The organism is Nocardia sp. NPDC052001 (assembly GCF_040680615.1).
In the GTDB taxonomy this organism is placed as follows: Bacteria; Actinomycetota; Actinomycetes; order Mycobacteriales; family Mycobacteriaceae; genus Nocardia.
On sequence record NZ_JBFAXC010000016.1, the window covers coordinates 61,804 to 75,952 of the forward strand.

Genomic DNA, 14,149 nt, shown 5'->3' on the forward strand with positions numbered 1-14,149 from the left:
TCGACGGGAAGGGCCAGGACCCCGGGGCGGCGGGCGGTGTGATGCGACTGCCGCCCCGGGAGTTGCCTCGAAACCGGTTGTCGCGCAACGCGACAACTGATCTCGAAAGGTGGGGGTAACTCCGGGGGTACCCCCGAAATAGTTCCCGCGCCCTACCGCACCACGCGTGCAGAACTGGGAACGGATCCCAGTTGTGCGCTAAAGGCGCGGAGTGGCGGTGTTGCTCAGTGGAACTGGCCCTCTTCGGTGGAGCCCTTCAGCGCAGCGGTGCTGGTGTTCGGGTCCACGGTGGTGGCGATGGTGTCGAAGTAGCCGGCGCCGACCTCACGCTGGTGCTTGACGGCGGTGAAGCCACGCTCGGAAGCGGCCTTGAACTCGCGCTCCTGCAGGTCGACGAAGGCGGTCATGCCCTCGCGGGCGTAGCCGTAGGCCAGGTCGAACATGCCGTAGTTCAGCGAGTGGAAGCCGGCCAGGGTGATGAACTGGAACTTGAAGCCCATCGCGCCGAGCTCACGCTGGAACTTCGCGATGGTCGCGTCGTCCAGGTGCGCCTTCCAGTTGAACGAAGGCGAGCAGTTGTAGGCCAGCAGCTGGTCCGGGAACTCGCTGCGGACGGCCTCGGCGAACTTGCGCGCGACCTCGAGGTCCGGCACGCCGGTCTCCATCCAGATGAGGTCGGAGTACGGGGCGTAGGCCTTGGCACGCGCGATGCAGGGCTCGATGCCGTTCTTCACGCCGAAGAAGCCCTCGGCGGTACGGGTGCCATCGAGGAACTCGCGGTCGCGCTCGTCCACATCGGAGGTGATCAGGGTGGCGGCCTCGGCGTCGGTGCGCGCGATGATGACCGACGGGACACCGGCGACGTCGGCCGCGAGGCGAGCCGAGGTCAGGGTGCGGATGTGCTGCTGGGTGGGGATCAGCACCTTGCCACCGAGGTGGCCGCACTTCTTCTCCGAGGCGAGCTGGTCTTCCCAGTGCACGCCCGCGGCGCCGGCCGCGATCATGGCCTTCTGCAGCTCGTAGGCGTTCAGCGCGCCACCGAAGCCGGCCTCGGCGTCGGCGACGATCGGGGCCAGCCAGTTGGCGACCGAGGTGTCACCCTCGACCTTGGCGATCTCGTCGGCGCGCAGCAGCGCGTTGTTGATGCGACGCACCACGGACGGAACCGAGTTCGCCGGGTACAGCGACTGGTCCGGGTAGGTGTGGCCGGACAGGTTCGCGTCACCGGCGACCTGCCAACCGGACAGGTAGATGGCCTTGAGGCCGGCGCGCACCTGCTGCACGGCCTGGTTGCCGGTGAGGGCGCCCAGGGAGTTGATGTAGTCCTCGTTGTTGACCAGATCCCAGAGGATCTCGGCACCACGGCGGGCGAGGGTGTGCTCCTCGACAACGGTGCCCTGCAGCTTCACAACCTGCTCGGCGGTGTAGCTACGGGTGATGCCCTTCCAACGGGGGTTGGTGTCCCAGTCGTTCTGGATCTCCGCAGCGGTCTTCGGGGTGCCGACAGTCGACATCTCTGACTCCACTTCTTCGTTCGGTCTCGGTTGCCCCGCCGGTCGAACCCTCTCGCGATGATTCGGACACTGCTGGAGCGGCAATTTGCAGGCTTGCTATGCCCGCGAGGTGTACTTCCACACGATGGCACAGGAAAAAATGTCCGTCTACCTGTTGCAAGTGTGAATCCCGGCTAGCTTTGGCCCTGCTTTTGCTAATGCTGCGAAATTTGCTTGTTAATTGCAGCCGGGGAATCTACTTGCGGGTAGCTCTGACGTGCAGTTTTGCATAACGCCCGTACTGTTTGGGTGACGACGGCCACCGGCACGCGACGCGCCGATGGACGGCGAGCTGTGAGGACCTTCACAATCGATTGTGATCTTGATGGCTGTGGGGCACACCACCCGGGGTACCCCAAAGGCCCTAATCTGGACACGCGTCCAGCGCAGGTGCGACGTCAGAGAACCTAAGGAGAGCTTCGATGCGGAAACGATGGCTGTGCACAACGGCCCTGGCCGCCACTTCGATCGCGGCGCTGGTCAGCGTGCCGAGCGCGATGGCAGCGCCTGCCACCGAGATCGGCGCGGTGAGTTCGGTGGAACCGCTCGCACCGGCCGCCGTACTGCCCGGCTCGGCCCGCGCGGAACGCATTCTCTACGGCAGCACCACCGTCGGCGACCGACCCACAACCACGAGTGCCGCGGTTTACTTCCCGCCCGGCGACGCGCCCGCCGGGGGCTGGCCGGTGATCGCCTGGGCGCACGGCACCATCGGCCTCGGCGACGAGTGCGCGTACTCCATCGCCGGTCCGGGTGCGCGCGAACGGGATTGGGCCTACCTGGGCACCTGGTTGAAGCAGGGCTACGCGATCGTGGCCGCCGACTACGCCGGATTGGGCACCCCGGGCGATCATCCGTACCTCAACGGCACGGTCGAGGCGCATAACGTCGTGGACGCGGTCAAGGCCGCGACCAGCCACTATTCCTCGCTGTCGCATAAGTGGGCGGTGGTCGGCCAGTCCCAGGGCGGCGGTGCGGCGGTCTTCACCGCGCGCTACGCGACCGAATTCGGCGGACCCGGACTCGATTACCGGGGTGCGGTCGGCACCGGCGTACCGGCCTATATCGAGGACATTCTGCTCCCGCTGGGCCCGGGCGTGCCGCCGGCCAAGCTGCCGCCGCATAGCACCGGATATGTGCTGTACATCCTGAACGGCCTGCGCACCACGTATCCGGAGCTGAATATCGAGTCGTACCTGACCGATTCGGGCCGGTACTGGCTCGATCACGCGAACACCTCCTGCCTGGAGGCGCTCGGCGAGGAGTTGACCGCAGGCAATGTGGTCGTCGGGGATCTGTTCTCGCGTCCGCTGTCGCAGATCCCGGATCTGCCCGGTGTGCTCACGCGGGTGATGGGACTGCCCGAATCCGGTTATGACAAACCGCTTTTCCTGGGCCAGGGCCTGCTGGACACCGATGTCATCACCCCGGCGACGCTGGCGTTCGCGGCGCGCTTGCGGGCGGGCGGGCAGCCGGTCACGCTGCACACCTATCCGACCAATCACGATGGCACCGTGAATGCCTCGCTGCCGGATTCGGTTCCGTTCGTGCGCAATCTCTTTGCCTGATCAACGCCGGTTTCCGGACTGAAATCTAGCAACGCTAGACAACATAGCCGAGCTACTGTTATGGTTGCTCCAGTTCCTAGCGATGCTAGATTTCGACCGGAAGAGACACCAGCCATGCTCACCACCACCGCCCAGATCCTCGCCATCGCCGCCATCCTCGCCAATGGCGCGGTGTACGGCACCGATATCTCCGCCGCCGTCATCCTCCGCTCGGTCAACAAGCACCTCGACGATGCGGCCGTGACGATCTCCGCCGGATGGGGCCACTTCTACGGCGACAAGCGGATGCCGCCCTTCGGCGCGGGCGGCGTCATCACGGCCGTGCTCGCCACCGTGTTCGCGGTGCTCGCCGGTTCCATCGGCGCGGCAGTCGCGGCGGGCGTCGCGGTACTGGCACTGGTGACCTGGCTCGGTTTCTACGTCGTGGTCGCCAAGCCGGTGAACAACGTGCAGAAGGCGGCCGCGCAGTCCGGCGTCATTCCCGCGAATGCCCGTGCGCTGCAGGATCGCTGGGACAGCATCCTCCCCTACCGCGTCGCGCTCCAGGGCATTGCGCTGGCCGGACTGGGCATCGCGATCGCGCTGATCTGATCGCACGAGATCGCTCCGCCCCGATCGGCTCGTACCGCCAGGTCCCGGCCCAGCCGCACGGTCATCAGCCCCGCACCCCCAGGTGCGGGGCCGCTGTCGTCCGGGCATCGTGGAGCAGCCGCCAGATTCGGTCCGCGGTCATCGGAAGTTGTTGCGGGCGAACACCTATCGCGTCCCGGATGGCATTGGCGAGTGCCGGGGCAACCGGGTTGTACGGGGATTCGCTCATGGATTTCGCGCCCAGCGGGCCGAGCGGGTCGGCGGTCTCCGCGAACAGCACCTCGGTGCGGGGCAGGTCGGAAAGCTGCGGAAGGTGGTAGTGCCGCAGGGTTTTCGTGCGGACCTCACCCTGTTCGACGCGGATCTCCTCGTACAGCGCCGAACCGATGGCCTGCGCCACCCCGCCCTCCACCTGACCGCGGCATTGCACCGGATTCAGGACCGTGCCCGCGTCGGCGGCCTGCACCGAGTGCAGGATGCGTACCTCACCGGTATCCGGGTGCACCGCGACGCGGAAGGCGTGCACGTTGAAGGAGACCGAGCGCGGGGTGCCGTCGTGGGTGGCGGTGGCGGTGAGTTCACCGTCCGCGACAAGTGTTGCGGCGGTGAGGAATCGGCCGTCGACGCGAATGCCACCGGGTTCCAGGGTGTGCCGGTCGGGGTCCGCCCCGGTGAGGGTGACCGCCCGGCGCAGTACGTGTTCGCGGAGTTGTGCGCAGGCGGCGTGCACGGCGCGACCGGCAACGGTGATGCCGGTGGAGCCGAAAGCTCCGGTGTCGTGGGCGGTGACATCGGTGTCGGCGTGCCGGATGACGATATGCGCGGTATCGGTGCCCAGTACGGTGGCGGCGATCTGGGCCAGCACGGTGGTGGTGCCATTACCGAATTCGGCTGTTCCCGCGCGTAGTTCGACCGTTCCGTCGGCGAGCAGGGTGGCGTGCGCGGTGGAGGTGTGGCCGCGCGGCGGGACGGTGGCGATCATGGCGGGGGCCATACCCTCGCCGATCAGCCAGTCCGGGCCGGGGGCGGGTACGCCGTTGCCGCGCCGCAGCGCCTGTTCGGCCAGGTCCAGGCATTGGTCGAGGCCGTAGCTGGCGATGGTGAGGTCCGGTTCGGCGTGGCCCGCACCGCCGATGAGTTCGTCACCGGCCCGCACCAGATTGCGGCGGCGGAATTCGAAGGGGTCCAGGCCGATTCGGCGGGCGAGTTCGTCGAGCGCGGATTCGACGCCGAACATGACCTGGCCGAGGCCGTAGCCGCGGAACGCGCCGGAGGGGACATTGTTGGTGTAGACCGCGTGCCCGTCGACGCGCTTGTTCGGGCACCGGTAGATGGCGACGGATTCCCCGACGCCGTGGAAAAGCACTCCGGCGCTGTGGTTTCCGTAGGCTCCCGCATCGGCGAGCACATCGACCGCGAGTGCGGTGAGCAGGCCGTCGGCATCGGCCCCGGCGGTGACCCGCACACGCATGGGATGGCGGCAGGTGGTCAGGAATTCATCGGATCTGGTCAGCTCGTACTGCACCGGCTGCCCGGTCTTCAACACGGCCAGGGCCACCAGATCCTCGGTGAACATCTCCTGTTTCGCGCCGAAGCCGCCGCCCACGCGCGTGGCGAAAACCCTTATGCCCGAACGCTCGAGCCCGAACAACCGGCACAGTTCATCGCGCACCAGGAACGGCACCTGGGTGCTGGTGCGCAGTACCAGCCGCCCGTCCCGATCCAGCCAGCCGATGCTGCCGTGCGTCTCCAGGTGCACATGCTGCACCCGGTGCGTCCGCCACTCCCCCTGCACCACTTCGACGGCCGCGCTCAGTCCGGCGGTGACATCCCCGACCCGGCCCTGCGCGGCGGCGACCACATTGCGCCCGGGATCGGCTATCCGCGACTCCGGCCCCTTCTCGGCGTGCAGCAGCGGCGCATGCTCCGCGAGCGCCTCTTCCGGGTCGAAAACCACTGGAAGCAGCTCATATTCGACCCTGATCGCGCGACAGCCCGCCCGCGCGGCGGCCAGCGAATCCGCCACCACGGCCGCCACCCGCTGCCCGCGGAACCGCACGATGCGATCGAGCATCATCGTGTCGTCCGGGTCGTCCTCGCGGATCTCATGGCGCGCAGTGGAATACAGCAGCTCGGGCACATCGGCGTGCGTGAATACCGCCCGCACCCCCGGAACAGCCTCCGCCGCAGCGGTATCGATCGACACGATCCGCGCATGCGCATGCGGACTCCGCACCACCTCCAGCCGCAACACCTCCCCCGGCGGCACCTTCCCCGAATCCTGCTCCCCCATATCGACATCCATCGTGAACGGCTCCACCCCGCGCACAATCCGCCCACCCGCGAGCGCCCCGATCCCGGCCCCCACACCATCCCCGGCTCCCACCCTTCCCGACCGCGACCCGCAAGGGACGGTCGCACCATTCGCCGCAGCCCCATCATTCGCCGCAACCGCACCATTCGGGGCAGTCGCACCATTCGGGGCAGCCATACCGTTTGCGGCAGTCGTGCCGTTCGCGGCACAGTCGGTGCGGCCGGAGGTGAGCGCATCGGTGATGGCGCGGTAGCCGGTGCAGCGGCAGAGGTTGCCTTTGAGTTTTTCGGGGAGGGTGGCGGGGGTGAGGTCGCCCGTTCGATCCAATTCGGTTGCGGTGACCAGCATTCCGGCGGTGCAGAAGCCGCATTGGAAGGCGGCGTGCTCGATGAATCGGCGTTGCAGATCGGTTGGCGCGCCGTCGGTGCCGAGTCCGGCGGCGGTGGTGATGGTCTGGCCTTCCGCCCGGTGGGCGGGGTAGACGCAGGAGTGCACGGCCGCACCGTCGACCAGGACGGTACACGCGCCGCAGTCGCCGGCGTCGCAGCCTTTCTTCGGAGCCTGGTGGCCGGTTTCGCGCAGGAGGGTGCGCAGGCATTGCCCGGGGCGAGCGGCGCGGTCCACCGCTTCGCCGTCGACCTGGAATCTCATGGCCGCCCGCCCAATTCGGCGAGCACCTCGGCGGCGAGGCGGCCGCTCATCTCCCGCCGCCAGTCGGGCGCACCGTGCGGATCGTCGTACCAGAGCGCGGAATCCAGCTCCGCGACCTTTGCCGACAGTTCGCCGATGGTCGGCAACGAGTAGAACTCGAGCACCACCGGCCGGGTGGTCCCGGCGCTGAGGGTGATCACGCACGCGTCGTCGGCATCGCGGCGGCCCATGACCACCACTCCCGATCGGCCGAGCGGGGCGAGCGCGAGCTTGCGGAATGCGGTGCGCGAGCGCAGATTCGACTCCGGTATCCGAATTGCCCGCAGCATTTCACCGGGCATGAGGACGGTCTCCCCCACGCCGGTCACGAAGTGCGACAGCGGAATCCATTGATCGCCGCGCGATCCCCAGACCAGCCCGAATCCGCCAAGTGCGGTCAAGGCCGCCGCCACCGCGCCCGCCGGGAGCGCCAGGCAGACATTCCCGCCGACCGTGGCCGTGCGCCGGATCTTGTGCGAGGCGACCAGCGCGCCGCAGGCCTGCTCGAACAACCGCACCGCACCCCAGCGCGCGGGGTACTCCCCCGTGGCCAATTCATCGAGTGTGCAGGTGGCGGCGATTTCCAGCCCCGCGTCATCGATGGTGAGCGGCGGCCATCCCAGGCGCGTGATATCGATCAGCTTTTCCAGGTGATCCTGCGGTTCGGAGTACAGCCAGGTACCCCCGGCGAGCACCGCCGTGCCCGCGCCCAATCCCTTCAGATCCGCCCGTTCGCGGGCGATCAGCACCTCTCGGATCGTATCCAGATCCATTGTCATCACCTGCTCTCACCTGCGGGGCCGTCCCCGCGCCAGCTGGTAACGACTTCCCTTTCAGATTACGAGCCACGAGTTGCGCGGAGATTGCGGCACCCCTCACACCTGTTTCGTGCGGGTAACTCTTCCCCATGATCCGATCATCCGACCATTCCGCATACCCCGATAACCCTGCCGCGTACCGGGATCGCGGCCGAATTTCCGAACGTGGCGTCAGCCCGCCTTGGCCACCAGGGCGGCTTGGGCACGGGCGACCTCGCGACCGACCTGTGCTTCATCGATGGTGCGAATTTCGCCGTGGCGCAACACGATTCGGCCGTTCACCAGCAGCGCGGCCAGCGGCGGGGCGGAACCCAGGATGAGCGCGGTGACCGGATCCTCGATGCCCGCGTGCGCGGGTGTCGACAGGTCCCAGAGCGCGAGGTCCGCGAGTTTTCCGGGCTCGATGGAGCCGATTTCGGTGGCGCGGCCGAGGGTTCGGGCTCCGCCCATCGTCGCCATCGCCAGTGCGGTGCGTACCGACAGCGCCTGTGGACCGCCGCGCTGGCGGGCGAAGAACAGCGCGTTGCGGGGTTCCTCGATGAGCGAACTCGCCTCATTGCTGGCCGCGCCATCCACACCGAGTCCGACGGGGACCCCGGCGGCGAGCAGGTCGGCGGTGCGGGCGATGCCCGCGCCGAGGCGACCGTTGGAGGTGGGGCAGTGCGCGACGCCGGTGCCGGAGCGGGCCATGGTCGCGATGGCGCTGTCGTCGAGGTGAATGGCGTGCGCCCACCACACATCGGGCCCGGCCCAGCCGAGTTTGTCCATGTATTCGGCGGGCGTGACGCCGTGCGTGGCGAGGCAGTATTCCTGCTCGTCGAGGGTTTCGGCGACGTGCGTATGCAGCCGGACCCCGAGTTCCCTTGCCAGCAGCGCGGATTCGCGCAGCAGATCCGCGGATACGGAGAACGGCGAGCACGGTGCGAGCGCGATGCGCAGCATGGAGTCGAACCCCGGGTCGTGGTACCGGCCGACCGCGTCCGCACTGGCCGCGAGAATGTCGTCCAGGGTCTCGACCACCGAGTCCGGCGGCAGCCCGCCCGCACTGCGGCCCAGATCCATCGATCCCCGGCAGGGGTGGAAGCGCAACCCGACCTGCGCGGCGGCGTCGATCTCGGCGGCCAGCAGATCACCGGCGTCGCGCGGGAAGACGTAGTGGTGATCGGTGGTCGTGGTGCAGCCGGTGCGTGCCAGCGAGGCGAGCCCACCGGTGGCGGCGATCCGGGTGGCGTCGGCGTCTATCCCCGCCCAGATCGGATAGAGCGCGGTAAGCCATTCGAACAGCGTGGCATCGGGCACCAGCCCGCGCGTGACCCATTGGTAGAGGTGATGGTGGGTATTGATCAGACCGGGCGTGAGCAGGCAGCCCCGCCCGTCGATGCGCGTGGCCCCCGGCACGTCGGGCGCGGGCCCCGCTCCCAGCGCTTCGATGCGATTACCGCGCACGATGACATGCCCGTCCCGATATTCGGTTCCGGCCGCGTCGACGGTGGCGATGGCACAGCTGTCGATAATCAGGACACCGGCGTCACCGGCCGATGCCGCGCCGCTGCCGACCCGCGCGTGCGGGCTCACCGGTGCTCCGTCATTGTGCTGTGCGGCAGCGGCATTCATGGGGCTCAGCTCCCTCGATAGGTGGAGTACGCGAAGGGTGAGAGCAGCAACGGCACGTGGTAGTGCCGGTCCCCGGTGACGGTGAAGGCGATGATCACTTCAGGGTAGAACGCGTCGATGCCCTGCGCGGTGAAATAGCCGCCGGTGTCGAAGCGCAGCCGATAGTCACCGATCGGCAGTTCGGCGAGTGCGCCGACCCGCCCGTCGGCGTCGGTGCGGCCGGTGGCCAATTCGGTTCCGTCCCAGGCGAACAGCGTCACGGTGATGTCGGCGGCGGGTGTGCCGAGGACCGCGTCCAGGACGTGGGTGCTCAGTGTGCTCACGCGTCGGCTCCCGCATCGAGCAACCGCCGCAGCCGGATTCGATTGATCTTCACCAATTCCTCTCGCACGATGCGCCTTTCGGTATCCGGGTCGTTTCCGAGCCGGGCGGTGAGCGTGGCCAGTAGTTCGGCCGGCGTCCGCCCGGTGGCGCACACCAGGTACACCTGCCCGAATTTTGCCTCGTAGTCACGGTTCCCGGCGGCGATCGCGGCGCGCACGGCGGTGTCGGCGTCGGCCATTCCGGCTTGTTCGCGCGCGGAGGCGGCGCTGTCCGGGCGATCGCCGATGCGCGGGTGCCCGGACAGGGCACGTTCCATTTCACTTTGGGAGATCTCACGGAGCTCCGCATCGGCGGCGCGCAGCAGTTCGTCGATTCCGGCGAAGGGCCGCCGCGCGGCCACGGCGCGGGCCCAGGCGGGTGAGGAGCAGCAGGTCAGCAGTAATTCCACCGCCGCCGCCTCGGGTAGCGCGGTGAATTCGTCGAGGCCGATCGGGTTGTCCGTCATCGCCTCCAGCATCGGTGATGGCAACCGCGCCCGCCACTCGAGGGGCGAAGATCATCGCCCGGGGTTACCCTGCCCAGCATGACCCCCGAACGCTGTGACGGCATCGTGCTGGCGGCGGGCGCAGGCACCCGCTACGGCATGCCGAAAGCGCTGGCCGAGGATGGCGCGTGGTTGCGCACGGCGGTGCACGCGCTGCGTGCGGGCGGGTGCGCGCGAGTCTTCGTGGTGCTGGGTGCGACCGGCCCGGCACAGCGCGATGGCGAATCCGGTTCCGGCCCACGCTGGCTCGTCTCGCAAACGCCCCGCATCCCGGTGCCCGAGGGCGCGCATCCGGTGTGGGCGTCGGATTGGGCGACGGGGGTGAGCGCCTCGATGAAGGCGGGGCTGGCTGCCGTGTCGGCCGCGCCGAGTCTCATGACCGCGCCCGCATCGCCTTCGGAAATCGCCTTTCCACCGGGCGAAATCACACCCGGCGAATTCATTGCGGCGCGGACTGCTGCCGACGGTATTACCCCTGCGGGGAATACTGCGGGCAATAATTCCCGCGCCGGGAGCATTAGCGTTCCGGACATGATTTCCGGCCCGCCGAGTCACGTCGCGATCATGCCGGTGGATACGCCCGATGTCGGCCCGGATGTGGTGCGCCGGGTGATCGAGGCGGCGCGCATCGCCGAGAGCGGTTTGGCGCGCGCCTTTTTCGGGAAGACTCCGGGGCATCCGGTGGTATTGGGCCGCGCGCATTGGGCCGACGTGATGGTGAATGCCACAGGAAATTATGGGGCGGGGACTTATTTGCGAGGAAGAGCGGATATGGTGTGCGTCACGTGTGATGACCTAGCGACGGGGATCGACCGGGACTACCCGTGCGGCACACGGTGATCGGGAGCTAGTGATGCGCGATATCGTCGACGACCTGCTACGGGTGTGGCACAGCGGCCGGACGGGCGGGCTCGCCACGCTGGTGCGCACGATGGGTTCCACTCCGCTTCCGATCGGCGCGGCCATGGTAGTCGACGCGGAGGGCCGGGCCTTCGGTTCGGTATCGGCGGGTTGTGCCGAGGCGGCCGCGTACGAGGCGGCGGTGGAGGCGGCGCGCACCGGTCGCCGCGGTCTGCATCGTTTCGCCCCGGGCAGTGGCCTCGATGCCGGAATGGATTGCGGCGGCACCCTGGATGTCTTCACGGAACCGTTCTCGCGCAGGCATTTTCCGGAATTCCCGGATGTGGCGGCGGATATCGTGGCGCAGCGGCAGGTCACCGTTTTCACCGTGGTGTGGCATTCGGATCCGGATGTGATCGGCCAGCATCTGATCACCGATCGCAAGCACGGCACCGAGTTGGTGTCGCTGCCGGATTCGGATGTGTTCGTATCCTCGTTCACCCGGCCGCCGCGCCTGATCATCGTGGGGGCCAATGCGATTGCCGGTGCGCTGGCGATTCAGGCCCGGCTGCTCGGTTATCGCGTGACGGTGTGCGACGCCCGGCCCACCTTCGCCAATGCCGATGCCTATCCCGGCTGCGAGGTGGTGGTGGATTGGCCGCACCGCTATCTCAATACGCTCGCCGCGGCGGGTGAGATCAATTCCAGCACAGCGGTTGTGGTGCTCTCGCATGACGCGAAGTTCGAGATACCGCTGCTGACGATCGCTTTGCGACTACCCGAGCTCGGGTTCCTGGCAGCGCTGGGTTCCCGGGCCGCGAACGCGCATCGGATGGAGGCCCTGCAGGCGGGCGGTTTCGACGACGAGACGCTGTCGCGTCTGCATGCCCCGGCGGGGCTGGATCTGGGTGCGCGCACCCCCGCCGAGACCGCGGTGTCGATCGCCGCCGAACTGCTGGCGACCCGGAACAGCACCAGCGCGGAACCGCTGTCGAGCCTGGGTGGCCCGCCGCAGCGGCATACGCTGGTGTCGTAACTCCCGGGATTCGAAATCCTCAGCCCTGCTTGAGTTCCGGATGCTCCGCGTAGACCTCTTTCAGAATCGACATATCGAACAGCTTGTCGGCCGTGATATCGATCTTGGCCTTGCCCAGCGCGGTGATGTTGTGCGCGATCAACGCCTCGCTCATGGTGAACAGTCCGTCGAACTGGGTTTCCGGTGACACCACCAGCGTGTTCTGCGCGATCGCCTCTTTCTTCTGCTCTTCCAGATCCAGGCGCTGATCCTTGCCGTACACCTCGACGGCCAGTCGCGCGGATTCGGCCGGATTCGCCACCGCGTCCCGCCAGCCCTTGATGTCGGCGACCAGCCACGCCTTCAATTTCTCGCGCTCATTGTCGATGGTGTGCTGGCTGACGGTGAGCGTTTCCGCGGTGAGCGGCAATCCGTAATCGGCGAACATGAAGTTCGAGTTCGCGAATCCCTTGGCGCTCAAGGTGATCGGCTCATTGGTGACGTAGCTGACCCAGCCGTCCACCTCACCGTTGGCGAGCGGGCTCGGATCGAATTGCGCGGGCACGATGGTGACATCGTTGGGCGTCATGCTGTTGGCGGTGAGCAGGGCATTGAAAATCAGCTGATTGGTGTCCTGCACACCGATTTTCCGGCCCTTCATATCCTGCGGTGAGTTGATGGGTTTGGCGGCCGAGCTCACGATGCAGAACGGATTCTTCTGATAGGTCGCGCCGACGATCTTGGCGTTTAGGCCCTCCAAGACGGCGGGCGCGGTGGTCTGCGGCGCGGACATGCCGATCCAGATCTTCCCGGTGCCCAGGCCCGCCTCCACCGAGGTGCTGGCCGCGCCACCGGCGACCAGATTCACCGAGCCGAATCCGGCGTCCTTGAAATACCCCTTCGAATCCGCGAAGTACTCACCCGCGAATTCGATGTTCTTCAACCAGGACAGCTGCACCGCGACGGTCCCGTACTTGGATCCGTCGGCGGTGGTGCCGTTACCCGAGCTCGATGAGTCCTTTCCGCACGCGGCGAGCAGGCCGCCGCCGGCGACCAGTGCGCCGGTGAGCCCGGCGGCGCGAAGGAAGGATCGCCGATCCATGGACAAGGGAGAAACCGAACCCGGCTGACGCAAACGACTCATGTACCGAACCTAGGGCCATTCAGTTTCGATTATTTTGCTTTCGCCGACGTATTTGTGTGCGCCAGGTTAACTAACGCGCGATGGACGACTCAGGGCTCGTCACCGCACACCACCAATCGCGTGTTCGGCAGCAGCGTACCGGCGGTGAGGCCGAACATGGCGTGGAAGGTATCGCTGAAATGGCTCGGTGAGGCGAATCCGGCGTCGACGGCCGCGGTGGTGAAATCGGCTCCCGCCGCCACCGCGCGCATGACCTGCGCCATGCGCGCCCAGTTCCGGTAGCGGCGGAAGCTGGTGCCGGTCTCGGCGGAGAACAGGTGCAGGAATCGCGAGACCGAGAGGTTGGCGTCGGCGGCCAGTTCGGCGGCGGCCGGGTTCATCGCGATATCGGCGCGAATCGTCTTCAGCGCGGCCGTGATTCGCGCGTCCATCGCGACCGGATCGATGTAGTGGAACAGCATGCGCTCACCGCCCGCGATCACCTGATGGGTGGTGCGCGGCGGAATCAGGGCACTGCGGAGCACCTGTTCGTCATCGCCGATGCGCAGCGTGAACGGCGCGTCGACACCGATCACCAGGCAGTGCACCGAACCGGAGTGCGGATCCAGGCGCAGCGACGGCCCGAGGTAGACCGCATACCCCGGCCCGAGCCACACCGTGGCCGGGTAGCACGTTTCCGGAAGCGGGTCGGCGGGCACAGCGCCGATCATCGCATGGTGGCCGCAGCGTGCGGCGCATCGTTTCCGGGAGGTCCCATGGGCACCGTTCTGATCCTCGTCGTAGCGGCGTTCTTCCTGCTGATGGGCCTGTACGCGCTGGCCGTGCCCGCGGCGCTGGGGCAACCGTTCGATATTCGCATCGAGTCGCCGGTGGCGCGTTCGGAGATCCGGGCCGTCTACGGCGGGTTCGGGCTGGCCATCGCGGCGCTGCTGGGCGCGGCCGCCGCCGATGTGGGCGATATCCGCCCGGGTGCGGTCGTCGCGGTGGCGGCGGCGCTGGGCGGAATGGCGTTGGGGCGCATCATCTCCCGGTTGCTGGGCGATGCCACCGGCTTCTATCCCAACTGGTTCTACTGCGGCGTCGAGATCGTGGCGGCCGGGCTGCTGCTGCTCGCGCGCTGAGCCGAGCGCGGTC

Annotated in this window: 13 protein-coding genes; 5 read left to right on the forward strand and 8 right to left on the reverse strand. The window is 67.6% G+C overall.

Translation table 11 applies throughout. The features are described from left to right. Window positions 1-224: 224 nt before the first annotated feature. A complete protein-coding gene (gene aceA / locus AB0L82_RS39860) occupies window positions 225-1,514 on the reverse strand; it encodes an isocitrate lyase (protein WP_364649322.1) in 1,290 nt (429 codons plus the stop codon). A gap of 461 nt (window positions 1,515-1,975) precedes the next feature. Here aceA and AB0L82_RS39865 point away from each other — a divergent pair, with 461 nt between their 5' ends. Together AB0L82_RS39865 and AB0L82_RS39870 are read left to right on the forward strand one after the other, a co-directional pair. After that, a complete protein-coding gene (locus AB0L82_RS39865; RefSeq protein ID WP_364649325.1) occupies window positions 1,976-3,121 on the forward strand; it encodes a lipase family protein in 1,146 nt (381 codons plus the stop codon). 114 nt (window positions 3,122-3,235) lie between these two features. Continuing rightward, on the forward strand, window positions 3,236-3,712 hold the full coding sequence (locus tag AB0L82_RS39870; protein WP_364649328.1) for a DUF1772 domain-containing protein: 477 nt from the start codon (window positions 3,236-3,238) through the stop codon (window positions 3,710-3,712). Between the two features lie 64 nt (window positions 3,713-3,776). Here the strand turns inward: AB0L82_RS39870 and AB0L82_RS39875 are convergent, their stop codons facing one another. The 5 genes from AB0L82_RS39875 to uraD all read right to left on the reverse strand — a co-directional run bounded on the left by AB0L82_RS39875 (window position 3,777) and on the right by uraD (window position 9,977). Next, window positions 3,777-6,677 (reverse strand): molybdopterin cofactor-binding domain-containing protein, encoded by a 2,901-nt coding sequence (locus tag AB0L82_RS39875; RefSeq protein WP_364649331.1) that lies wholly within the window; start codon window positions 6,675-6,677, stop codon window positions 3,777-3,779. Next, the gene (locus AB0L82_RS39880) at window positions 6,674-7,489 is read right to left on the reverse strand and encodes an FAD binding domain-containing protein (RefSeq protein WP_364649334.1); all 816 of its coding nucleotides are present in this window, start codon (window positions 7,487-7,489) and stop codon (window positions 6,674-6,676) included. The genes AB0L82_RS39875 and AB0L82_RS39880 overlap by 4 nt, the downstream gene beginning before the upstream one ends. Before the next feature lie 216 nt (window positions 7,490-7,705). Further along, entirely contained in the window at window positions 7,706-9,148 is a 1,443-nt protein-coding gene (locus AB0L82_RS39885; protein ID WP_364649337.1) for an 8-oxoguanine deaminase, read from the reverse strand. A 5-nt stretch (window positions 9,149-9,153) separates the two neighbouring features. Continuing rightward, window positions 9,154-9,471: a hydroxyisourate hydrolase gene (gene uraH / locus AB0L82_RS39890; protein ID WP_364649340.1), complete on the reverse strand. Its 318-nt coding sequence runs from the start codon at window positions 9,469-9,471 to the stop codon at window positions 9,154-9,156. Continuing rightward, a complete protein-coding gene (gene uraD, locus AB0L82_RS39895; protein WP_364649343.1) occupies window positions 9,468-9,977 on the reverse strand; it encodes a 2-oxo-4-hydroxy-4-carboxy-5-ureidoimidazoline decarboxylase in 510 nt (169 codons plus the stop codon). Before uraD ends, uraH begins: the two co-directional genes overlap by 4 nt. 78 nt (window positions 9,978-10,055) lie before the next feature. On the opposite strand from uraD, the gene AB0L82_RS39900 reads away from it, so the two are divergent. Next, window positions 10,056-10,856, forward strand: coding sequence for an NTP transferase domain-containing protein (locus tag AB0L82_RS39900; RefSeq protein WP_364649346.1), 801 nt, complete (start codon window positions 10,056-10,058; stop codon window positions 10,854-10,856). A 13-nt stretch (window positions 10,857-10,869) separates the two neighbouring features. Then, window positions 10,870-11,892 carry an XdhC family protein gene (locus tag AB0L82_RS39905; protein WP_364649349.1) on the forward strand — a complete coding sequence of 341 codons (1,023 nt, stop codon included), beginning with the start codon at window positions 10,870-10,872 and terminating at the stop codon, window positions 11,890-11,892. A gap of 19 nt (window positions 11,893-11,911) precedes the next feature. On the opposite strand, the gene AB0L82_RS39910 is transcribed toward AB0L82_RS39905, so the two are convergent. Both AB0L82_RS39910 and AB0L82_RS39915 read right to left on the reverse strand, forming a co-directional pair. Then, on the reverse strand, window positions 11,912-13,015 hold the full coding sequence (locus AB0L82_RS39910) for an ABC transporter substrate-binding protein (RefSeq protein WP_364649352.1): 1,104 nt from the start codon (window positions 13,013-13,015) through the stop codon (window positions 11,912-11,914). A gap of 89 nt (window positions 13,016-13,104) precedes the next feature. Continuing rightward, window positions 13,105-13,713, reverse strand: a complete 609-nt coding sequence (locus tag AB0L82_RS39915; RefSeq protein ID WP_364649356.1) for a helix-turn-helix domain-containing protein — start codon at window positions 13,711-13,713, stop codon at window positions 13,105-13,107. Between the two features lie 57 nt (window positions 13,714-13,770). On the opposite strand from AB0L82_RS39915, the gene AB0L82_RS39920 reads away from it, so the two are divergent. Next, window positions 13,771-14,136, forward strand: a complete 366-nt coding sequence (locus tag AB0L82_RS39920) for a DUF4345 domain-containing protein (RefSeq protein WP_364649359.1) — start codon at window positions 13,771-13,773, stop codon at window positions 14,134-14,136. The last annotated feature ends 13 nt before the right edge of the window (window positions 14,137-14,149 follow it).